15 protein-coding genes and 9 pseudogenes are annotated in these 21209 nt (G+C 68.7%); 17 read left to right on the top strand and 7 right to left on the bottom strand.

The window, feature by feature from the left end:
- Positions 1 to 7 precede the first annotated feature (7 nt).
- From AAF143_RS00660 to AAF143_RS00650, 3 genes and pseudogenes are all read right to left on the bottom strand, one after another.
- Positions 8 to 1039, bottom strand: coding sequence for a SulP family inorganic anion transporter (locus AAF143_RS00660; protein WP_414026365.1), 1032 nt, complete (start codon positions 1037 to 1039; stop codon positions 8 to 10).
- Between the two features lie 212 nt (positions 1040 to 1251).
- Positions 1252 to 2060 (bottom strand): annotated as a pseudogene (locus tag AAF143_RS00655) (fumarylacetoacetate hydrolase family protein).
- A 36-nt stretch (positions 2061 to 2096) separates the two neighbouring features.
- Positions 2097 to 3487 (bottom strand): annotated as a pseudogene (locus tag AAF143_RS00650) (PhoH family protein).
- Between the two features lie 82 nt (positions 3488 to 3569).
- Here AAF143_RS00650 and AAF143_RS00645 point away from each other — a divergent pair.
- The 16 genes and pseudogenes from AAF143_RS00645 (at position 3570) to fba (ending at position 16830) form a co-directional block, all read left to right on the top strand.
- Positions 3570 to 4753, top strand: a pseudogene (locus AAF143_RS00645) (F420-0:Gamma-glutamyl ligase).
- A 66-nt stretch (positions 4754 to 4819) separates the two neighbouring features.
- On the top strand, positions 4820 to 5866 hold the full coding sequence (locus tag AAF143_RS00640; protein ID WP_255005038.1) for a hypothetical protein: 1047 nt from the start codon (positions 4820 to 4822) through the stop codon (positions 5864 to 5866).
- A 13-nt stretch (positions 5867 to 5879) separates the two neighbouring features.
- Positions 5880 to 6356, top strand: a complete 477-nt coding sequence (gene ruvX, locus AAF143_RS00635) for a Holliday junction resolvase RuvX (RefSeq protein ID WP_255005037.1) — start codon at positions 5880 to 5882, stop codon at positions 6354 to 6356.
- 19 nt (positions 6357 to 6375) lie between these two features.
- Positions 6376 to 6926 (top strand): annotated as a pseudogene (locus tag AAF143_RS00630) (DUF3727 domain-containing protein).
- A gap of 11 nt (positions 6927 to 6937) precedes the next feature.
- A complete protein-coding gene (locus tag AAF143_RS00625) occupies positions 6938 to 7435 on the top strand; it encodes a YqeG family HAD IIIA-type phosphatase (RefSeq protein ID WP_414026364.1) in 498 nt (165 codons plus the stop codon).
- On the top strand, positions 7435 to 8556 hold the full coding sequence (gene proB / locus AAF143_RS00620; RefSeq protein ID WP_255005034.1) for a glutamate 5-kinase: 1122 nt from the start codon (positions 7435 to 7437) through the stop codon (positions 8554 to 8556). Before AAF143_RS00625 ends, proB begins: the two co-directional genes overlap by 1 nt.
- 39 nt (positions 8557 to 8595) lie before the next feature.
- A pseudogene (gene lpxD / locus AAF143_RS00615) lies at positions 8596 to 9632 on the top strand (UDP-3-O-(3-hydroxymyristoyl)glucosamine N-acyltransferase).
- Between the two features lie 79 nt (positions 9633 to 9711).
- A pseudogene (leuB, locus tag AAF143_RS00610) lies at positions 9712 to 10784 on the top strand (3-isopropylmalate dehydrogenase).
- 79 nt (positions 10785 to 10863) lie between these two features.
- Positions 10864 to 11766, top strand: a complete 903-nt coding sequence (locus tag AAF143_RS00605) for a phosphoribulokinase (RefSeq protein ID WP_255005031.1) — start codon at positions 10864 to 10866, stop codon at positions 11764 to 11766.
- 23 nt (positions 11767 to 11789) lie between these two features.
- A complete protein-coding gene (locus AAF143_RS00600; protein WP_414026363.1) occupies positions 11790 to 12167 on the top strand; it encodes a hypothetical protein in 378 nt (125 codons plus the stop codon).
- 97 nt (positions 12168 to 12264) lie between these two features.
- Positions 12265 to 12541 (top strand): annotated as a pseudogene (locus AAF143_RS00595) (prepilin peptidase).
- A 70-nt stretch (positions 12542 to 12611) separates the two neighbouring features.
- Complete coding sequence (locus AAF143_RS00590) at positions 12612 to 13028, top strand: hypothetical protein (protein WP_414026362.1); 417 nt, start codon at positions 12612 to 12614, stop codon at positions 13026 to 13028.
- Positions 13029 to 13057: 29 nt separating this feature from the next.
- Positions 13058 to 13936 (top strand): acetyl-CoA carboxylase, carboxyltransferase subunit beta, encoded by an 879-nt coding sequence (accD, locus tag AAF143_RS00585; protein WP_255005815.1) that lies wholly within the window; start codon positions 13058 to 13060, stop codon positions 13934 to 13936.
- Between the two features lie 16 nt (positions 13937 to 13952).
- Positions 13953 to 14369, top strand: a complete 417-nt coding sequence (locus tag AAF143_RS00580; protein ID WP_255005028.1) for a hypothetical protein — start codon at positions 13953 to 13955, stop codon at positions 14367 to 14369.
- Positions 14366 to 15503: pseudogene (locus AAF143_RS00575) on the top strand (Gfo/Idh/MocA family protein). Before AAF143_RS00580 ends, AAF143_RS00575 begins: the two are co-directional and overlap by 4 nt.
- A gap of 253 nt (positions 15504 to 15756) precedes the next feature.
- Positions 15757 to 16830: a class II fructose-bisphosphate aldolase gene (gene fba, locus AAF143_RS00570; RefSeq protein ID WP_255005026.1), complete on the top strand. Its 1074-nt coding sequence runs from the start codon at positions 15757 to 15759 to the stop codon at positions 16828 to 16830.
- Between the two features lie 68 nt (positions 16831 to 16898).
- On the opposite strand, the gene AAF143_RS00565 is transcribed toward fba, so the two are convergent.
- The 4 genes from AAF143_RS00565 to AAF143_RS00550 all read right to left on the bottom strand — a co-directional run bounded on the left by AAF143_RS00565 (position 16899) and on the right by AAF143_RS00550 (position 19774).
- Positions 16899 to 17192, bottom strand: a complete 294-nt coding sequence (locus AAF143_RS00565) for a hypothetical protein (protein ID WP_414026361.1) — start codon at positions 17190 to 17192, stop codon at positions 16899 to 16901.
- A 67-nt stretch (positions 17193 to 17259) separates the two neighbouring features.
- Positions 17260 to 17772, bottom strand: coding sequence for a UPF0182 family protein (locus tag AAF143_RS00560; RefSeq protein ID WP_414026360.1), 513 nt, complete (start codon positions 17770 to 17772; stop codon positions 17260 to 17262).
- Positions 17688 to 19355 carry a UPF0182 family protein gene (locus AAF143_RS00555; protein ID WP_414026359.1) on the bottom strand — a complete coding sequence of 556 codons (1668 nt, stop codon included), beginning with the start codon at positions 19353 to 19355 and terminating at the stop codon, positions 17688 to 17690. The genes AAF143_RS00560 and AAF143_RS00555 overlap by 85 nt, the downstream gene beginning before the upstream one ends.
- 23 nt (positions 19356 to 19378) lie before the next feature.
- Positions 19379 to 19774, bottom strand: a complete 396-nt coding sequence (locus AAF143_RS00550) for a hypothetical protein (RefSeq protein ID WP_414026358.1) — start codon at positions 19772 to 19774, stop codon at positions 19379 to 19381.
- Positions 19775 to 19905: 131 nt separating this feature from the next.
- Here AAF143_RS00550 and thrC point away from each other — a divergent pair.
- Positions 19906 to 21191, top strand: a pseudogene (thrC, locus tag AAF143_RS00545) (threonine synthase).
- The last annotated feature ends 18 nt before the right edge of the window (positions 21192 to 21209 follow it).

Here is a 21209-nt window from a genome sequence, read left to right as displayed (position 1 = left end):
CGGGCGATCAGGGGGCCAGCAGCAGCAGGGTGAGGGCGGCGCCGGCGGCGGTGATCAGTTCCGCCATCTGGGAGCGCGCCCCCGCCAGGCGGTTCACGGCCGTCTGGGTGGTGCCACCGCCGGCGGCCATGGCGCCGAAGCAGGCGCCGCCGATGTTGGCCAGCCCCAGGGCCACCAGCTCCTGGTTGGCCGCGGGCCGGGGCTCGTTGCCGTTGCCGAAGGTGCGGGCGGCGGCGATGCTCTCGGTGAAGCTCATCAGGGCAATGCCGGCGGCGGCGGGCCAGAGCCGCAGCACGTCATCCAGATGGGGCAGCACCAGCGGCGGCAGGCCCGTGGGCACCGGGCCCACCACGGCCACCCCGAAGCGATCAAGCCCCAGCAGGGCCGAGGCGCCGATCGCCACGGCGATCGCCAGCAGCGGGGCGGGCAGGCTCGGATGCCATCGATGCAGCCCCACCAGGAGGACCAGTAACACCAGGGCCAGGGCCGTGGTGGCCAGTGAGGTCTGAGGCAACTGCTGGAGGAGAGAGGAGAGATCGCGGAAGAAGCCGATCTTTTCGACGTGCAGGCCGAGAAGCTTCGGCAACTGGTCGGCCACGATCACCAGACCGATGCCGCTCTTGAAGCCCACCAGCACCGATTCGCTGATGAAGTTGGCGACGAAGCCCAGCCGCAGCAGCGCCGCCAGGGTGAGCATCACCCCCACCAGCAGGGTGAGCGTGGCGCTGGTGGCCAGCAGGCTGGCGGGATCACCGTCCGGGGCGCTGCGCTGCAGTTCCGATCCCACCAGGATCGCCAGGGTGGTGGTGGTGCTGACGCTCAGGGGCCGTGAGCTGCCCAGCAGCGCGTAGATCACCATCGGCACCAGGGCGGTGTAGAGCCCCACTTCCACGGGCAACCCGGCGACGGTGGCGTAGGCCATTGCCTTGGGCAGCACCACCGCTGCCGCCGTCAGGCCGGCCAGCAGATCGGGGCGAAACCACTCCGCTCGGTAGTGGCGCAGCCAGGCGGCGGGGGCGGGGAGGTTCAGCTGGTTCATCTCGGCTCCCCTTGGGCGATGGTGCTGCTTGAGGCGCCCGAGGGCCCCGAGCCATCCGAATCCTTCCTAGGCGCCCCAGGCCCGCTTGCTCGCTTGGACAGCAACACCTGTTGCCCCAGGCCCAAGCCGCTGCCCATGGCTCCACCTGGGAGGTGATCAGCGCCGGGAAGCCTGAGCTGGGAGTGCCGTTCACGGCGTGATCGTGTCGGGCCTCAGCCGAGTGGCTCCTCGATCACCGGGTTGTCCAGCTGGCCGATGCCCTCAATCAGCACACCGACGCGATCGCCGCTCTGAAGCCAGCGGGGTGGATCAGCGGCCATGCCGACGCCGCTGGGGGTGCCGGTGAGGATCACGGTGCCGGGCAACAGGGTGGTGCTGCCGCTGAGGAATTCGATCAGCGCCGGCACATCGAAGATCATGTCGCTGGTGCTCGCGTCCTGCACGGTCACGCCGTTGTGGAGTGTGCGCAGGCGCAGGCTGTTGGGGTCGGGGATCTCATCGGCCGTCACCAGCAGCGGGCCCAGGGGGCGAAGGTGTCGAAGGTCTTGCCGCGGCACCACTGGCCGCCCCCCAGGCGTTTCTGCCAGTCGCGGGCGCTCACATCGTTGGCGCAGGTGTAACCGAGCACCACCTCGAGGGCCCGCTCACGCGGCACGTTCTTGCAGCGGCGGCCAATCACCACCGCCAACTCACCCTCAATGTCGACGGAGTCGCTGGCCAGCGCCCGGGGCAGTTCGATGGGCCCACCGGGGTGCTGCAGGGCGGAGGCGGCCTTCATGAACAGCACCGGCCGCTCAGGCAGGGCGGCGCCGGTTTCGGCGGCGTGCTGGCGGTAATTGAGGCCGATGCAGTAGATGGTTCCTGGCTCCAGGGGCGCCAGCACCCGCTTGACGTCGGCAGCCTCCCCACTGGGGTTGAGGGCGCCGAACAGCTCGCCGTTCAGGCGCTCGTGGGAGCCGTCGGAGTGCTGCACCGCCAGGTGGATGATGCCCTGGGGATCGACGTAGCGAAGCACCTTCATCGGTTCAATCCTGGCCCAGCGGCGGCCTGCCGGGCCTCAAAGCAGATTCGCCGCCAACTCCGCCAGCTCCGAGCGCTCGCCCCGCATCAAGGTCACATGGCCCGCCAGGACCTGGCCCTTGAAGCGCTCCACCAGCCAGGTGAGGCCGTTGCTGTCGGCATCCACATAGGGATTGTCGATCTGATAAGGGTCGCCGGTGAGCACGATCTTGGTGCCCTCACCCACCCGGGTGACGATCGTTTTGACCTCGTGGGGGGTGAGGTTCTGGGCCTCATCCACCACCATGAACTGCCGTGGAATCGAGCGGCCGCGGATGTAGCTGATCGCCTCCACCTCCAGCAGCCCCATGCCCTTGAGGTCGGCCCAGTTGCTGCGCTGGGCCCGGTTCCCCGCCCGCGGCCGGCCCCTGGTTCATCGCTGGCGCTGGATCCGAGCAGGAAATCGAGATTGTCGATGATCGGCTGCATCCAGGGGCCCAGCTTGTCCTGCAGATCGCCGGGCAGAAAGCCGATGTCCTTGCCCAGGGGGATCACCGGCCGGGTCACCAGCAACCGGTCGTAGAGGTGGTCATCGGCCACCTGGTGCAGCCCCGCCGCCAGGGCCAGCAGGGTCTTGCCCGTGCCCGCCTTGCCCACCAGCGTGAGCAGCTGGATGGCCGGATCCAGCAGCAGATCGAGGGCGAAGGTCTGCTCGCGGTTCCGCGGCAGGATGCGCCCCAGCTTGATCCGATGCACCTTCTGCAGCGGCTGCAGGCGGCGGGTCGCCCCGTCGTAGCGGGCCAGCAGGGTGTGGTTGCCCTGGAGTTCATCCACCAGCGTCACCCCTTCATTGGCCTGGAGCGTCACCCCCGAGCGCGCCCCGTCGGGCAACTGATCGATCCCCAGGCCCCCGCCGCCCTTAAACTGCTCCATCAGAGCGGCACTCACCGGCAGTTCACAGAACCCCGGGTAGAGGTCCGCCAGGTCCACCTTGTCAGTGCTGTAGTCCTGGGCGATCAGCCCCACCGCATCGGCCTTGATGCGCAGGTTGGTGTCCTTGGTGACCAGCACCACCGGTCGCTTGCTGCCCATCACCTCCTGCAGCCGCTGCTCCAGGGCCACGGCCAGGATGTTGTTGTCGCCGTTGCCCGCCTTCAGCTCCGGCGGCAACTGGCTGAGGGTCTCGCTCCGGCAGAACACCACCTTGAGGAGGCCGTGGTGAACGTCGTCGATCTCCACCCCGTCGGACAGGTTGCCCTTCTGCCGCAGGCCATCCAGCAGCCGTGACACCTGACGGGCATTGCGGCCTTTCTCGGAGGAGTCCCGCTTGAAGCGGTCGATTTCCTCGACCACCTCGATCGGGATCACCACATCGTTGTCTTCGAAGCGGGTGAGGGCACGGGGGTCGTGCAGCAGGACGTTGGTGTCGAGAACGAAGGTCTTGCGCATGGCGCCCCCTGGGCCTGGCCTGGTTGAAAACCTACCCCCGCCTTGGCCCGACCTACGCTCCCGCAGACCTCACCAGCCCGGCGTGCCTGCCCTTTCCCTTCCGCTCAGCCTGCTCCTGTCGGTGGCCCTGCTGTTCGGGCTCACGCTGCTGGTGCTGGAGTTGCGCCATCGGCTGCGGCCCGCCTCGCCGCTGATCCTGCGTTCGGGTCCCTGGTCCGTGCGCCCCTTCGATCAGGGCCTCAAGGCGATCGGTGAGATCGAGATCGCCAACCCCCACCGGCGCATGGAGGTGATGGTGCCCGAACTGCGCGTGCTGCCCACCCTGCTGGGCACGGGTCGGCTCGACCAGCTCAAGGTCAGCACACGCATCGAGGCGCTTCACCCCGATGAGGAGGCCCGAGCCGATGGCTACTGGGCCGCCTACATCGTCAAAGGCCACAAGCGCACCCGGGCGAGGTTGACCGTGCGCATCGAGGCCCCCGCCGGTATCGATCTCAACTCCCTGATCGACACCCTCTGGGTGGATGTTTTTGGGTGAATTACGGCCCCTTCGGCCGCCTTGAGCGCCGTGATGGCCTGTTGGTGCCCCTGCGCAGGCCCGCTCCCGTGGCACCGGAGGCGGCCCAATGGCGCCTGGGGGATGGCTGCCGCGTTCTTCCGGTGCGCACTCACCTGCTGGGGGTGCTTGACGATCCGATCGAGGTGCTCCGGCGTTATGCGGGCGCCGTGCTCCAGCCGGGCGACATCCTCACCATCGGCGAGACGCCCCTGGCGGTGATCCAGGGGCGTTACCACCACCCGTCCACTGTGCAGCCCTCGGCCCTGGCCCGGCTGCTCTGCCGCGTGTTCCATCCCACCAGCAGCCTGGCCACCGCCTGCGGCCTGCAGACCCTGATCGACCAGGTGGGTCCCGCCCGGGTGCTCTTGGCCTGGATCCTGGGCAGCCTGCTCAAGCTGGTGGGCAGCAAAGGGGGCTTTTATCGCCTCGCCGGCTCCCAGGCCCGGCTGATCGATGACATCACCGGTACCACCCCCTATGACCAGACGATCGTGCTGGGCCCTGATCAGCCCGAGCGCACCTGCCGCGAGCTCGCGGCGGAGCTGGGGGTGCCCGTGGCTGTGGTCGATGTGAACGACCTGGGGCGGGTCAAGGTGCTCGCCTCCAGCGCCGGCTGCGATGAAGCGCTGCTGCAACGGGCCCTGCGCCCCAACCCCGCTGGCAATGCCAACGAGCGCACCCCGCTGGTGGTGGTACGACCCGCCTGATCCCGGCAATCGACCAGGGTCGATACAGTTGAAGCTCAGCGCGAGCCACCCATCAGCGCCACTGCCGTGCGTCACGACCCCCGGGGATTGGTGATCGAACCGCTGCAGGGTTGGCATCTCCCCCTGCTGCACGAGGCCGCCTACCTGGATTTGCAGCCGCTGTTGCAGCGAGCGCTGTTGCTGCAGGGACCGGACTGGCTGCTGAGCATGGTGGCCTCCCGTAGGCCCCTGGCGCCCCAGGTGCTGGTGGCCTCCGGAGCCGATCAGCGACTGTTCGGGCTGGTGGTGAGCCAGCGGCTCAACCGCAGCGGCAGCTGCTGGGAGTTGCGTCACCTGCGGGTGGCCGATGGTGAGGCGGCCGGAGGCGGTGACCGCCCCAGCACCCTGGCGGTGGAAACGGCCCTGCTGCGGGAGGCGATTCAGCGCAGCCATGGCGCCGCCAGCTGGATCGCCAGCGCCTCCAGCCTCGATGGTGACCGCCTGGCCCTGCTGCGCCAGCTGGGCTTCCAGCCCCAGCGCACCGAAATCCTGTGGCGCTGGTCCCCCGCCGCGATCTCCCCCGATCTGGCCGCGCTCCCGACTGATTTGCAGGTGCGGCCCCTCCAGCGCCGCAATGCCCCGCTGCTCTGGCACCTGGAGCAGGCCGCCTGTCCGGCCCACCTGCGCCAGTTGCTGGATCGCCGCGTCGAAGACCTGCTCGACCACAGCGGCGCCCCCAGCCTGTTGTTGATCGATACCAGCCGCCGCCAGGCGGTCGCGGCCGTGCGCCGACTGCGCAGTGAGCCGGGTCAGTCCCTGCCCGAACTGGAACTCACCATCCACCCAGGATGGGAGCAGATGCTGGGGGCGCCGGTTGAGCGCCTGATGTGGGAGGCGGCCGCTGGCCTTGATGGGGTGCTGCTGCGCAGTGATGTGCTCGATCAACCCCGCAACGGCTGGCTGCGCGGGCTGGGGCTGCGGCCCGAGGGAGAAGAGGTGCTGATGGCGCGCAGCGTCTGGCGGCGCCAGGAGCCCCAACCCTCCCGCCAGGCGGCTCGCCGGCTGGAGGCGATGCTCGAGAGCTGGCAGCCCCGTCGGCGGCCCCTGCCTACCCCCGTGCTCCAGCCCCGTTGAAGCCCCAGCTCCTTTGAAGCCCCAGCCCCAGTCCGTGCTGGCCCTTGATGTGGGCCGCCGCCGCCTGGGCCTGGCCGGCTGCGATCCCCTCGGCCTCACCGTCACTCCGCTGCCACCCCTGCTGCGGGGCCGTTATGCCCTCGACCGGGCCAAGCTGCAGCTGGTGGTGTCCCAGCGGCGGGTACGGGCGCTGGTGGTGGGCCTGCCCCTGGACGGGAACCAGCAACCCACCGAGCAGGCACGCCACTGCCGTCGCTACGGCGAACGCCTTGCCCGCGACCTTGATCTGCCCCTGGCCTGGGTGAACGAGCACGCCAGCAGCTGGGCCGCCGCGGACCAGCATCACCTGCACGGCGACCGCAGCGGCGCCCTCGACAGCGCCGCCGCCGCCCTGCTGCTGCAGCAGTGGTTGGTGGAAGGGCCTGAGCCGCTACCGGTCGGAGCGGCGGCCATCGATCCGGGCCGCCGGGACCACGCTGATTCATTCTGAGCAGATCTGAACTCGCACCATGAGCGCCGAAGGCCCCTCCATCTCCGGATCCGGTGACGTGCCCACGGTGCTGGTGCGTGAGCGCGGCAGGGAACTGCTGTGTTTTCTCGAGCAGCTGATTCCCCTCGACGGCCACGACTACGCCCTGCTCACCCCGGTGGACACCCCAGTGTGTCTGGTGCGTCTCGAAGACGACGCTGAACCGGAGGTGATCGAATCGGTGGACGCGGCCGAGCCGATCCTCTCGGTGGCCGATGTGGTCCTCCAGGAGCACGACCTCACCCTGGTGCGCTCTGCCGTCACGCTCACGGTCAGCGGTGAGCTCGAAGAGCCCGATCCCGATGACTTCGACGACGAGGAGGACGACCTCGACGACGACACCGACGCCTATGAACTGCTGATCCAGTTCCGCGCCGACGACCAGGAGTACGGCCTGTTCATTCCCCTCGATCCCTTCTTCGTGCTGGCGCGGATCACCGACGGCGAAGCGGTGCTGGTGGAGGGGAGGAATTTGATCGTGTCCAGCCCCGCATCGAAGCCGAGCTTGAGGAGAGGGAGAGCGAGGATTGAATCTCCCCCAGTTGCTGCAACCCGACTGGCTCGCCAGCGGCACCCTGGCGGAGCTGTCGCTGGAGCGGCTGCTGGCGGTGCCGCTGCGCGCCCTGGTGCTCGATGTGGATCGCACCCTGCTGCCCGCGCGGCGCACGGAGTTGCCGGCACCGATCGAGGCTTGGCTCCAGCGGGCCCAGGAGCACCTGGAGCTGCGGCTGTTCAGCAACAACCCCTCCAAGGCGCGCATCGGCGCCGTGGCCGAGCGGATCGGGGTGCCCTTCACCGCCTCCGCCGGCAAGCCCCGCCGCAGCGCCCTGCGCCGGGTGCTGGCCGAGCTGAATCTGCCCCCGCAGCAGGTGGCCCTGGTGGGTGATCGCCTGTTCACCGATGTGCTGGCCGGCAACCGGCTGGGTCTCTACACGGTGCTGGTCAAGCCGGTGAACGCGGTGGGTCAGCCTTGCGAGCACGACCGGCTGCAGAACTTCGAGCTCCGCCTGGCCCGCTGGGTGGGCAGCGAACTGGGCTGATGCCCGTGCGCCGTGTCATCAAGGTGGGAACCAGCCTGCTGCGGGGGATCGCCGGGCGCGACACCGCCGCCGTGATCGCTGATCTGGCCGCCAGCCTCAGCCGTCAGCGCGCGGATGGCCACAGCGTGGCCCTGGTCACCAGCGGTGCGGTGGGGCTGGGCTGCCGCGCCCTGGAGCTGCCGGGGCGCCCGAAGGAGGTGGCGGCGCTCCAGGCCGCCGCTGCCGTGGGTCAGGGACGCCTGATGGGCCTCTATGACGCCGCCTTTTCCGCCCACGGCCAGACGGTGGCCCAGGTGCTGCTGACCCGCGGCGATCTCGCCTCCCGCCGCCGTTACCAGAGCGCCTGCCGCACCCTGGAGCAGCTCCTGGCCTGGGGCGTGGTGCCGATCATCAACGAGAACGACACCCTGGCCACCCACGAGCTGCGCTTTGGCGACAACGACACCCTCTCGGCCCTGGTGGCGGTGGCGGTGGGGGCCAACGAGCTGATCCTGCTCACCGACGTGGACCGCCTCTACTCAGGGGATCCCCGGCGCGACGCCAACGCCGAGCCGATCGAGGAGGTGGGCAGCCTCGCGGAACTGGAACGGCTCAGCGGCGTGGCCACGGGCGGCGGCCAGTGGGGCACTGGAGGCATGACCACCAAGCTGGCGGCGGCCCGCATCGCCACCTCCAGTGGGATCCGCGTGCGCCTGGCCGATGGCCGCGATCCGGCTGTGCTCGAGGCCCTGCTGGCCGGGGAGAGCCTGGGCACCGTGTTCCAGCCCAGCCCCGAACCCCTGCCGGATCGCAAGGGCTGGCTGGCCCATGCCCTGGTGCCCAAGGGAAAGCTCTGGATCGACCCTGGCGCCGAGCGCGCCCTGCTGGAGCGCGGCGCCTCGTTGCTGGCGGTGGGCATCCGGCAGGTGGATGGTCGCTTCGAGCGCCGCGATGCCGTGCGCCTGATGGCCCTTGATGGCCGCGAGCTCGGCCGCGGCCTGAGCGCCCTGAGCAGTGAGGAGCTGGCCCTGGTGATCGGCCAGAGCAGTGAGACGCTCCAGCGCACCCTGGGCGCCGATGTGGGCGTTGCGGTGGTGCACCGCGACCACCTGGTGCTAACCGCCCCCGCCGCCCTGGCCTGAGGCCGACCTACCATCCGGCCGCGGCTGGCGATCGGCGGAATGCGCTTCAGTGAACTGCTGGCCCGGCTCAGCCCCGGCAACGCCGCCGGTGAGCCCCATCTGGCTGCGGATCCCGAGCTCTCCGGTGCCGCCGCCCTCGATCAGGCGGGCCCTTCCCAGCTCAGTTTTCTGGAGGCGGGCCACAGCCTGGCGGCCCAACTGGCGGCCAGCGGCGCCGGCGCCCTGCTGCTCCCCAGCGACCCGGCCCTGCAGGAGCAGGCGACGTCGGCCGGCCTGGCCTGGGTGGCCTTGAAGAACCCCCGCCTCGGTTTTGCCGAGGCACTCGAAGCGCTCTATCCAGCCAGGCCCCGGCCCAGCGGCATCCACCCCAGCGCCGTGGTCGATCCCAGTGCCAGCCTCGGCGCCGGTGTGTCCATCGCGGCCCATGTGGTGGTGGGTGAGGGCACGGTGGTGGGTGAGGGCTCCACCCTCCACCCCGGCGTGGTGCTCTACGACGACGTGGTGCTGGCGGAGGGCTGCGAGATCCACGCCAACGCCGTCCTCCACCCCGGTTCCCGCCTGGGACGCGCCTGCGTGGTGCATTCCAACGCGGTCGTGGGGTCGGAGGGTTTCGGCTTCGTGCCCACCGCCAGCGGCTGGCGCAAGATGCCCCAGACCGGCCTGGTGGTGCTTGAGGAGGGGGTCGAGGTGGGTTGCGGCAGCACGATCGATCGGCCCTCGGTGGGGAGACCCGCATCGGCGCTGGCACCAAGATCGACAACCTCGTGCACATCGGCCATGGGGTGGTGACGGGCCAGGGCTGCGCCCTGGCGGCCCAGGTGGGCATCGCCGGCGGCGCCCGCCTCGGCAACGGCGTGATCCTGGCCGGCCAGGTGGGCCTGGCCAACAAGGCCGTGATGGGCGACCGCTCGATCGCCTCCTCCAAATCCGGCATCCACGGCGAGGTGGCCGCCGGTGAGGTGGTGAGCGGCTACCCGGCGATCCCCAACCGGCTCTGGCTGCGCTGCTCGGCCGCCTTCAACAAGCTGCCGGAGATGGCACGCACCCTGCGCCAGCTGAGCCGCGACGCAAGCTGAGCCAGGACCGCCCGCCTCGGCGGGCCATCACCGCTGGGGTAGCTTCGCGCCACGCAACCGCCAGCCGCTCCTACCTGCCATGACCCGCTACCGCCTCACCCTGCTGCCCGGTGACGGCATCGGGCCGGAAATCACGGCAGTGGCCCGGCAGCTGCTGGATGCGGTCAGCGCCCGCCACGGCTTCGCGCTCGATTACGACGAGCAGCCCGTGGGTGGGGCCGCCATCGACGCCACCGGCGTGCCCCTGCCCGAGGCCACCCTGGAGGCCTGCCGCGCCAGCGACGCCGTTTTGCTGGCGGCCATCGGCGGCTACCAGTACGACGCCCTGCCCCGGGAACAGCGCCCCGAGACCGGCCTGCTGGCCCTGCGTTCGGGCCTGGGCCTGTTCGCCAACCTGCGGCCTGTGAAGATCCTGAGCGCCCTGATCGACGCCAGCAGCCTGCGCCCGGAGGTGATCAGAGGCGTGGATCTGCTGGTGGTGCGGGAGCTCACCGGGGGGATCTACTTCGGCACCCCCAAGGGCCGCGTCGAGGCCGATGGCCACGTGCGTGCCTTCAACACCATGGCCTACTCCGATGACGAGATCGACCGCATCGCCAGGGTGGGCTTCGAGCTGGCTGCCCAGCGCGGCGGCCGGCTCTGCTCGGTGGACAAGGCCAACGTGCTCGATGTGAGCCAGCTCTGGCGCGATCGGGTCGAGGCGATTCACGCCGACTACCCCGCCGTCGAGCTGAGCCACATGTACGTGGACAACGCCGCCATGCAGCTGGTGCGGGACCCTCGCCAGTTCGATGTGCTGCTGACCAGCAATCTGTTCGGCGACATCCTCAGCGACGAGGCGGCGATGCTCACCGGTTCGATCGGCATGCTGCCCTCGGCCTCCCTGGGCTCCGAAGGCCCAGGCCTGTTCGAGCCGGTGCACGGTTCCGCCCCCGACATCGCCGGCACCGACAAGGCCAATCCGCTGGCGATGGTGCTCTCGGCCGCCATGCTGCTGCGCATCGGCCTGCACCAGGGGCCGCTGCCGCCGATCTGGAGCGTGCCGTTGATCGGGTGCTGGAGGCCGGTTACCGCACCGGAGATCTGGCCGCCGAAGGCGCCACGGTGCTCGGTTGCCAGGCCATGGGCGAGCAGCTGCTGGCGGTGCTCTGAAGGCGGCTCAGCTCTGCCGGCAGCGGGGGCGGGCGGGCGATCTGCGACACTCGAATTCGCTTTTCCTCCCCTTGCTCCGATGTCGAAGCGTCACCCGGTTGTGTCTGTCACCGGTTCCTCCGGCGCTGGAACAAGCACCGTCAAGCGTGCCTTCGAATACATCTTCACCCGCGAGGGCATCCATCCCGCCGTGGTGGAAGGCGACAGCTACCACCGCTTCGAGCGGGGCCCGATGAAGGAAGCCATGGCCGTTGCCGTGGCCAATGGCGAAAACTTCTCCCACTTCGGCCCCGAGGCCAACCTGTTCGACAAGCTCGCCGAACTCTTCGAGACCTACGGCGAGACCGGCAGCGGCCAGAAGCGCTACTACCTGCACTCGGTGGAGGAAGCTGCCGAGCACAACGCCCGCCTCGGCACCAGCCTCCAGCCCGGCCAGTTCACCCCCTGGGAGACCATCCCCGCCGACAGCGACCTGCTCTTCTACGAGGGCCTGCACGGTGGCGTGGTTGGGGAGGGCTACGACCTGCCCAAGTTGGCGGACCTGCTGATCGGCGTGGTGCCGATCGTGAACCTGGAGTGGATCCAGAAGATCGCCCGTGACAACCAGGAGCGCGGCTACTCGGCCGAGGCCACGGTGGACACGATCCTGCGCCGCATGCCCGATTACATCAATCACATCTGCCCGCAGTTCAGCCGCACCGACATCAACTTCCAGCGGGTCTCCACCGTCGATACCTCGAACCCCTTCATGATTCGGAGTATTCCCACCGCAGATGAAAGCTTCGTGATCGTCCACTTCCGCAAGGGGGCTCGCGAGAAGTGGGGGATCGACTTCACCTACCTGCTCGACATGATCCACGACTCCTTCATGTCCAGCCCCACCTCCATCGTGGTGAGCGGCGGCAAGATGGGCTTCGCGATGGAGCTGATCCTCACTCCGATCATCCATCGGATGATTGAAGAGAAGAAGAAGCTGGCCTGATTGCAGCGTCAGCCCTTAGTCTGGTGCTGCCATTCGTACTGGTGAGGCCGATTTCCTTCGCCACACCCACGAAGTCTGCCCCCTCGTTTCTGATCTCGGGCGCCTCCACCAAGGCAGCCCCAGAGTTGCGTCTCGATCAGATCAACAGCCGATTGGTCATCCAGGCCGCCCGTCGGGTTCTGTTCCAGGCCCTCGATCACTGTTTCGCTGGAGCTGATGTCTGCGGCGTGGTGCTCAACGCCAGGTTGAGCACGCTCCAGGGGCGGATCGTCTTTGACCCGCCGGTGCTGCTGCCGGACGAGCAGTTTGTTCCGATCGAGCTGATCTGGGGCCGGCTGGGCCGCGGCGGTTCAGCCCGGCTGCGCCTCCCCCGCAAACCCTCCTCCCCGAAGTCCCTCTGAGGTCCGCTTGAGCGCCACGGCTCCGCTTCTTGCCAGCGTCCAGGTTCTGCCCCTTGGGGCGGCGCTGATCGGGGCCTGCGTCGGCAGCTTCCTGAACGTGGTGGCCTGGCGGGTTCCGCGGGAGGAATCGATCGTTTCCCCCCAGTCACTGCCCCCACTGCGGCACCCGCCTGCGCTGGTACGACAACCTGCCCCTGCTCGGCTGGATGCTGCTGCGGGGCCGCTGCCGCCATTGCCGGGGCCCGATCGCCATCCGCTACCCCCTGGTGGAGCTGCTCACCGCCGGGCTATGGGTGGCGGTGCTGCTGGCGGTTCCCTCGGCCATGGGAGCTCCAGCCCCTGGCTGCTGCTGGCGGCCGGCTGGCTGTTCGTGAGCTGGCTGGTGCCGCTGGTGCTGATCGACCTCGATCAGCTGTGGCTGCCGGAACCGCTCTGCCGCTGGGGGTGCTCCTGGGCTGGGCCGTGACGGCGGTATTGGGGTTCAGCCAGGGGGAGGCCATCGGCCGGCGGCTGTTGCTGGATCATCTGCTTGCCGCCGCCGTCGGTCTGCTGGCCTTTGAAGGGCTCAGTTGGCTGGCCGAGAAGGCCATGGGTCAGCCCGCCCTGGGCCTCGGTGACGCCAAGCTCACCGCCCTGCTGGGGGCCTGGCTGGGGCTTGCCGGGATGGGTCTGGCGGTGGCCCTGGCGGTGCTGGGCGGTGCCCTGCTCGGCAGCCTGGGGCGCCTCACGGGCCGGCTCAAGCGCCATGAGCCCTTTCCCTTCGGTCCCTTCCTGGCGGCCGGCGGCGTGGCCCTGTGGCTGGGGGGCAACGGCTGGTGGCTGCGGCAGTTCGCTGAGCGCCTGGGCTTTGCCGGCCTTTAATGGCTGATTCCCCCAGGGTCCGCTCCGCCGTGTCGCTGTTCGACTGGTTCGCCGATCGTCGCAAGACCACTCCGGTGGTGCGTGCCGCCCAGGAACCCGAAGAGGGGGACGGCCTCTGGAGCAAGTGCCCCGAATGCGGCCTGGTGGTCTACCGCAAAGACCTGATCGCCCATGCCAGCGTCTGCAGCGGCTGCGGCCACCACCACCGCATCCACAGCGAGGAGCGCATCCGGCTGATCGCCGATCCCGGCAGCTTTGAGGTGCTCGATGGCGAGCTCACGCCCACCGATCCCCTGGCTTTCAAGGACCGCCGCAGCTACGCCGATCGTCTGCGGGACAGCCAGCTCAGCACAGGCCTCAAGGATGCGGTGGTCACGGGACTGTGCCGGATCGAGGGTCTGCCCCTGGCCCTGGGGGTGATGGATTTCCGCTTCATGGGCGGCTCGATGGGATCGGTGGTGGGCGAGCGCCTCACCCGGCTGATCGAGGAGGCCACCGCCCGGCGGATCCCGGTGGTGATCGTCTGCGCTTCCGGTGGCGCCCGCATGCAGGAGGGGATGCTGAGCCTGATGCAGATGGCGAAGATCTCCGGGGCCCTGCAGCACCACCGCCAGGCGGAACTGCTCTACATCCCCCTGCTCACGCACCCCACCACCGGCGGGGTGACCGCCAGCTTCGCCATGCTCGGCGACCTGATCCTGGCCGAGCCCAAGGCGCTGATCGGTTTCGCCGGCCGGCGTGTGATCGAGCAGACCCTGCGGGAGCGGTTGCCCGACGGCTTCCAGACCGCCGAATACCTGCAGGACCATGGCTTCGTTGATCACATCGTGCCGCGCACCCGCCTGCGCTCCACCCTGGCGGGGCTGTTGCGGCTCCATGGCTGCACCACCGTCGCCGCGAAGGCCTGAACCTGGATTGAACGTGATGGGCCGTTTCAGACCAATCAAGCTCCTGTGCGCTCTGCTGCTGGCGCTGGTCGTCTGGATGGGGCTGCCGGCGGGGGTTGGGGCGGCCCCGCTGGAGTGGCGCTCGGTGGGCACCACGGCCGAGGGGGAGCAGTGGTGGGATGCGGGCAGCCTGCGGGTCGGCCGCGACGGCCAACTCACGGTGCTGAGCCGTTTCCGCACCGCCTCGGACGAAGCTGATTTGGAGGCCCGGCCCAAACTGGGCACCCTCTATGTGATGGATCTCGACTGCGGCCAGGGGCTCTACCGCGACACCTCCATCGGCGGTTGGCCCCAGTTCGGCGCCCAGTGGCAACCGGCTGGAGGCGATCCGTTGATTGCCGCGGTGCTGCAGGCGGCCTGTGACGCGGGAGCCCCGCTGCTGGCCGCCCGATGAGTGCCGTCCCCGCCACGGCAGGGGCCCCCTTGGCGGCTTCACCTGCGACCCCTTTGAGGGTGGCGATCGCCGGCCTGGGGTTCGGCGAGAAGGTGCACCTGCCGGCCCTGCGGGATCAGCCGCTCACCGAGCCGGTGGCCCTCTGGCATCCGCGCGCCGAGCGGCTGGAGGCCGCCTGTCGCGCCGCCGAGTTGCCCGGTACCTGCGATTTCGAGGCCCTGCTGGCGGATCCGGCGATCGAGGCCCTGGTGATCGCCACCCCCCGCCGTGCGCTTCGATCTGGCCTGTCGGGCCCTGGAAGCCGGCAAGCACCTGCTGCTGGAGAAGCCCGTGGGCCTTGGGGCAGGCCAGGTGGAGGAGCTGCGGCGGCTGGCCCTGGCTCGGCGGTGCTGTGTGGCGGTGGATTTCGAGTACCGGGCGGTGCCGGTGTTCCAGCAGCTCAAGGCGCTGCTGGAACAGGGCACCCTGGGGGAGCCCTATCTGGTGAAGCTCGACTGGCTGATGGGCAGCCGCAGTGACGCGAGCCGCCCCTGGAACTGGTATGCCCAGGCGGACCAGGGCGGTGGCGTGATCGGCTCCCTGGGCAGCCACGCCTTCGACACCCTGCACTGGCTGATCGGGCCCACCCTGGAGCTGACGGCCAGCACCCGGGTGGCGATCCCCGAGCGGCCGCTGTCCGATGGTTCCGGCCGGTTGGCCGCGGTCGATGCCGAGGACATTGCCCTGGCCCAGCTCAGCCTGGGGGCTGGAGTGAACGGAACGGTGCCGGCCCAGTTGACCCTGGCGGCGGTGACGCGGCGGGGGCGTGGCTACTGGATCGAGCTCTACGGCAGTGAGGCCACCCTGGTGCTGGGGTCTGACAACCAGGGCGACTATGTGCACGGCTTCCAGCTCTGGATCTCCCGCGGCGGTGAGCCGCTCCAGAGCGTGAGCCCCGATCCGGCCCTGGCCTTTGCGCGCACCTGGGTGGATGGACGGATCGCCCCGGTGCGGCGGCTGCTGGGCTGGTGGGCCGAGGCCGTCCGCGCTGACAGGCCCATGGTGCCCGGTCTGGCGGAGGCGGCCCTGAGCCAGCGCTGCTGCGATGCGGCCCAGCGTTCCGCCGCCAGCGGCCTGCAGGAGCGGCTCGGCTGAGTGAGGCCCTCTCTTCAGGGGCCCGCTCAGCGATCTCGTCAGGCCATCTGGTGAGAGCACTTTCGCTGTCTGGGGCTCCCTCGCAGGGGTTCAAGGGGCATCCCCTAGAGTTTGAACAGGCTCAGCAAGGTCGGCGTTCAACGCCGTTCAGGCAACCCAGGCAATCCAGGCGACCAAGCCTCCGGGTGAACGTCGTTCATCACGGCTGCCTTCATCCCTGTCATCTCTCTCCACACCCCCGAGGATTCTTCCCATGGCGCTCGTTCCGCTTCGGCTGCTGCTGGACCATGCCGCAGAGAACGGCTATGGCATCCCAGCCTTCAACGTCAACAACCTGGAACAGGTGCAGTCGATCATGGAGGCGGCCTACGAGACCGACAGCCCGGTGATCCTGCAGGCTTCCCGCGGCGCCCGTCAGTACGCCGGTGAGAACTTCCTGCGCCATCTGATCCTGGCGGCGGTGGAAACCTATCCCGACATCCCGGTGGTGATGCACCAGGACCACGGCAACAGCCCCGCCACCTGCTTTGGGGCCGCCGCCAACGGCTTCACCTCCGTGATGATGGATGGCTCGCTCGAAGCCGACGCCAAAACCCCCGCCAGCTACGAGTACAACGTGGCTGTCACCAAGGAAGTGGTGGATGTGGCCCATGCCATCGGCGTGAGCGTCGAAGGCGAACTGGGCTGCCTGGGCTCCCTGGAGACCGGCAAGGGTGAGGCCGAGGACGGCCACGGCTTCGAAGGCGCCCTCTCCCACGACCAGCTGCTCACCGATCCGGCCGAGGCGGCCGACTTCGTCGCCAAGACCAAGGTGGATGCCCTGGCGATCGCCATCGGCACCAGCCACGGCGCCTACAAATTCACCCGCAAGCCCACCGGTGAGGTGCTGGCGATCTCCCGGATCGCGGAGATCCACAAGGCCCTCCCCAACACCCACCTGGTGATGCACGGCTCCTCCTCCGTGCCCCAGGAATGGCTGGACATGATCAACAAGTACGGCGGCGCGATCCCCGAAACCTACGGGGTGCCCGTCGAGGAGATCCAGGAAGGCATCCGCAACGGTGTGCGCAAGATCAACATCGACACCGACAACCGCCTGGCTTTCACAGCAGCCGTGCGTGAAGCCGCCTTCAAAGATCCCTCCAACTTCGACCCCCGCCACTTCAACAAGCCCGCCCGGGCCTACATGAAGCAGGTCTGCCTCGACCGCTATCAGCAGTTCTGGTGTGCCGGCAACGCCAGCAAGATCAAGCAACGCGACATCAACTTCTACGCCGGCCTCTACGCCAAGGGTGCTCTTGATCCGAAGACCGCGGTGGCCGTCTGAATCCGAGACCAGCCCAAGGATGGGTTCAGGGGCCTTCGGGCCCCTTTTTCATGGGACGGTGCGGCTTCTCAGGGCGCTGCTTTGACGGGCGCGGCCGCCTGTTCCAGGGCGGCAAATCCCTGGGCCTCCTGGGCCTTGGGCCCCACCAACCGGGCGAGGGCGTCGTCGAGGCTGCGCTCCATCACGAAGCGGCGACCGTCGGTGACCACCACCCGCACCAGGGTGGGCAGATTGTTGTTTTTCGATTGCAGGTAGATGGGCTCCACGTAGAGCAGGCCCCGGCCCACCGGCAGCAACAGCAGATTGCCTCGAAGCAGCTGGGAGCCCGTGCGGTTCCAGAGGCCAAACTGAAAGCTGATCACCGGGTCCTGCTCGATCAGGGCCGAGATCTGCTGCGGACCCAGCAGCAGCCGCTGCTGGGGAAGCGCACTAGCACCAGCTCGCCGTAATGGGGGGATCGTTGCGCGCCGCCAGCCAGCCCACCAGGTTGGTGCGGCGCAGGGGCGAGAACGGCAGCAACAGCACGAATTCAGGCCGCTCCTTGCCTGGCAGCTGCAGGGTGGCGTGATACGGCTCCACGGGCACGTTGCTGGAGCCGTAGACCTCAAGCGGGATCGACCAGACGTCGTCACCGTTGTAGAAGGTACGCACATCGGTGACGTGGTAACGCAGCAGACGCTCCGACTGGATCGCGAACTGGCTGAGCGGCACGCGGATGTGGCTGAGCAGCGCCGCCGGCATCTCCTGCAGCGGGCGGAACAGCTCAGGGAACGCCCGCTGCCAGGTGCGCAGCACCGGATCGCTGGGATCGTTCACGTAGAGCCACAGGCGCCCGTCGTGGGCATCCACCACCGCCTTCACCGGGTTGCGGAAGTAGCGGATGCCCTTGGCGTTGGCGTCGCTGTAGGGGTAACTGCGGCTGTTGGTGAATCCGTCGAGCATCCAGTACTGATGCTGGGAGGGCTCGAAGCCGGGGAGCCCTCCACCCGCGCCGTGACCAGATACGGCTCGGCCTCGAAATGCAGGAACGGCGCCAGGGCCTCCAGCCGTTCGTTCACCTGCCTGCGGATCAGCAGCAGCGAGTCGGGTGTCAACGAACCGTTGAACAGCAGCCGCGGTTCGCGCAGGTAGACCGCTGCCTTGAGCCGTTGCCAGGAGGAGTCGAGGCGGATTCCGAGCCGCCCCGAGAAATGGGTGTAGACGTTCAGCTCCCCGTCGGGGAAGTCGAATTCCTGCACCTTGGTGGGGGCGATCACATAGGGAGCCGGCGCCGAGGCGTAGTACAGGCGCGGTTCCCCCACCGGCAGAGACGTCTCGGCGGCGGCGTTGCTGATGCCCAGCTTGGGGATGCCCTGCACCCGGCCGCTGCGGCCCAGGTCCTTGACGAAGAACAGAGGCAGGCCGTCAGGGCCGAAGACGTTCACCGGCGAGACGGTGAAGCCGTAGCCGTGGGTGAACACCAGATGGCGGTTGAGCCAGGTGCGCGAGCCGGTCGGCAGGGCGCCGCTGTCGAGTTCCCGCGCCGCGATCAAGACCTGCTGCGAGCCGCGGCGAAGGGGATCCCCCAGCAGCGGATAGCGGTCCACCGCCGCGGAGGGGAAGGTGTAGTACAGCCTTAACTGCTGCAGCTGCCGGTTGGCGGCCAGCAGGGGGCGACTGTCCCACAGGCGGATGTTGGCCAGGGTTCCCGGCGCCGATTCCAGATCGGCAGGGGTGAGCTTCTGCTGGGGATTGAGGGTGCCCTCCTGGATCGCCTCCAGCCCGAAGGCTCGGCGGGTGCCGCGGATGCTGCGCTCGATGTAGGGCGCCTCCATCACCAGCTCCCGCGGCTGCACCCAGAAGCGTTGCGCCAGAGGAGCGACCACGAACTCGGTGATCGGCACCAGCACCAGCGTGGCCAGCAGGGGGAGCAATGCCACTCGCCGCAACCAGTGACGGCGCACCGAGGCCAGCAGGCCCGTGGCGGTGAGCACCAGCAGGGCGGCGAGCAGCAGCCGCAGCGGCAGGCGCACATGCAGATCGACGAATCCGGCGCCGGAGGCCACCCCGCTGCCCTGCACCATCAGATCGAAGGGGGCCAGGGCGGTGCTGAAGGCGGCGAGCAGGCAGAGGACCGCGAACTGGGGCTTGAGCACCCCTTGCTGGGCACGGCTCAGGCCCACGAAGCGCAGATCGCTGAGGCTGGTTCCTTCGCTGAAGGTGAGCCAGAGGCAGGCGGCGAACCCCACGATCGTCTGGGCCAGAAGGATGCTCAGCAGCAGATTCAGCGCCGGCAGCCGCAAGACGGTGAAGCTGATGTCGAAGCCGGTGAGCGGATCCCCCTCGCCGAAGGGGACCGCCAGCAGCGCTGGCAACCAGAGGCTCCAGCCCCGCGCCAGGGCGGTGGCCGAACCGGCCAGGGCCGCCACCAGCGTGAGTTGCAGCGTGGTGAATGGACGGGTCAGCAGGGGCAGGGGTAGCGCCACCAGCAACGCGACCACGAGGGGGATCGGTAGATCGGCCAGGGCCGGCAGGCCGGTGATCACCTCGCCGCTGAACGGAGCGCTGATCAGCCCCTGGCCTGCATGAACAGGTAGGTGAGGCCACCGACCAGCAGCAGCAGCAGCACCGCCAGCATGATCACCAACGGTGCGGGCTCCAGCCGCAGCAAGGTCAGGCGCGGCAGGACCTTGGCCGGCGCGCTGCCGGTTCCGCCTGTGGACCGAAGGCGCCAGCAACGGCCCAGTTGCTGCAGTTGCAGCGGAACCCCCAACCCCATCACGAGCACGAAGGCCGTCAGCTGCAGCAGCCAGCGGCGGAGCAGCACCTGCTGGAAGTCGAACTGGGCGAACCATTCCCACTCGATCGACAGCCGCGAGAGGAGCAGCACCGCGGTGGCGGCGACAAGCAGTCCCAGGGCCGCGGCAAGCCACGGGAACGGCCGGCGAAAGGGACGAAAAGCCACGGCGTGAGGCTAGTTCGCGTCACCAGGGGCGCAAGGGTTCCCCAGGCCTCACTAATCCCGACCAAAAGAATCGGCTATTGAAGGCCAGCTTAGAGAGCGCTGCTAGCTTTCTTCAACTCAGTTTCCGGGATGTGACCGCCACCCTCTCCCGCGCCACCTTCACGGGCCTGCGTTGCAAGGAATGCGGCCATCCCTACGCGGCCACGGCCCGTCACGTCTGCGAAGACGTCTGTTTCGGCCCCCTTGAGGTCGTCTACGACTACGACGCCATCCGCGCCCGCGTCAGCCGCGCCTCGATCGAAGCCGGCCCCGTCTCGATCTGGCGCTACCGCGACTTCCTGCCGATCGAAGGCGATCCGATCGATGTGGGCACCGGCTTCACCCCCTGCTGCGCGCCAATCGCCTGGCCCGCCGCCTCGGCCTCAAGAAGCTCTACATCAAGAACGACGGTGTCAATTCCCCCACCCTCTCCTTCAAGGACCGGGTGGTGTCGGTGGCCCTCACCCGGGCCAAGGAGCTGGGTTTCTCCACGGTGAGTTGTGCCTCCACCGGCAACCTGGCCAACTCCACCGCCGCGATCGCCGCCTACGCCGGCCTTGAATGCTGCGTGTTCATCCCCGCTGATCTGGAGCTGGGCAAGGTGCTCGGCACCTTGATCTACAACCCCACCTTGATGGCGGTGAAAGGCAACTACGACCAGGTCAACAGGCTCTGCTGTGAGGTGGCCAACACCTATGGCTGGGGTTTCGTCAACATCAACCTGCGCCCTTACTACTCCGAAGGCTCCAAGACCCTGGGCTTTGAGGTGATCGAGCAACTGGGCTGGCAGCTGCCCGATCACATCGTGGCGCCATTGGCTTCGGGATCCCTGTTCACCAAGATCCGCAAGGGCTTCGACGAGTTCGTCAAGGTGGGTCTGGTGGACGAGAAGCCCGTCCGCTTCAGCGGTGCCCAGGCCGAGGGCTGCAGCCCGATCGCCCAGGCCTTCGCTGAGGGGCGCGATTTCATCACCCCGGTCAAGCCGAACACGATTGCCAAATCGATCGCCATCGGTAACCCCGCCGATGGCCCCTATGCCCTCGACATCGCCCGCTCCAGCGGTGGCTCGATCGCCGCGGTGAGCGACGCCGAGATCGTCGCCGGGATCCAGCTGTTGGCGGAAACCGAGGGGGTGTTCACTGAAACCGCCGGCGGTACCACCATCGCCGTGCTCAAGAAGCTGGTGGAGCAGGGCAAGATCGACCCGGAGGAGACCACCGTCGCCTACATCACCGGCAACGGCCTCAAGACGACCGAGGCGATCAGTTCCGCCGTGGGCGAACCGCTGACGATCGAACCGCAGCTGGCCAGCTTCAATGCGGCCTGGGAGCGGGCCCAGTCATTGCAACGCGCCTCCTGGGAGCAGCTCACCCCCTGAGCCCCGGCCTTCCCTCCA

This window comes from Cyanobium sp. ATX-6F1 (assembly GCF_047395825.1).
Lineage (GTDB): Bacteria > Cyanobacteriota > Cyanobacteriia > PCC-6307 > Cyanobiaceae > ATX-6F1.
This window is presented reverse-complemented; position numbering and strand designations above follow the sequence as displayed.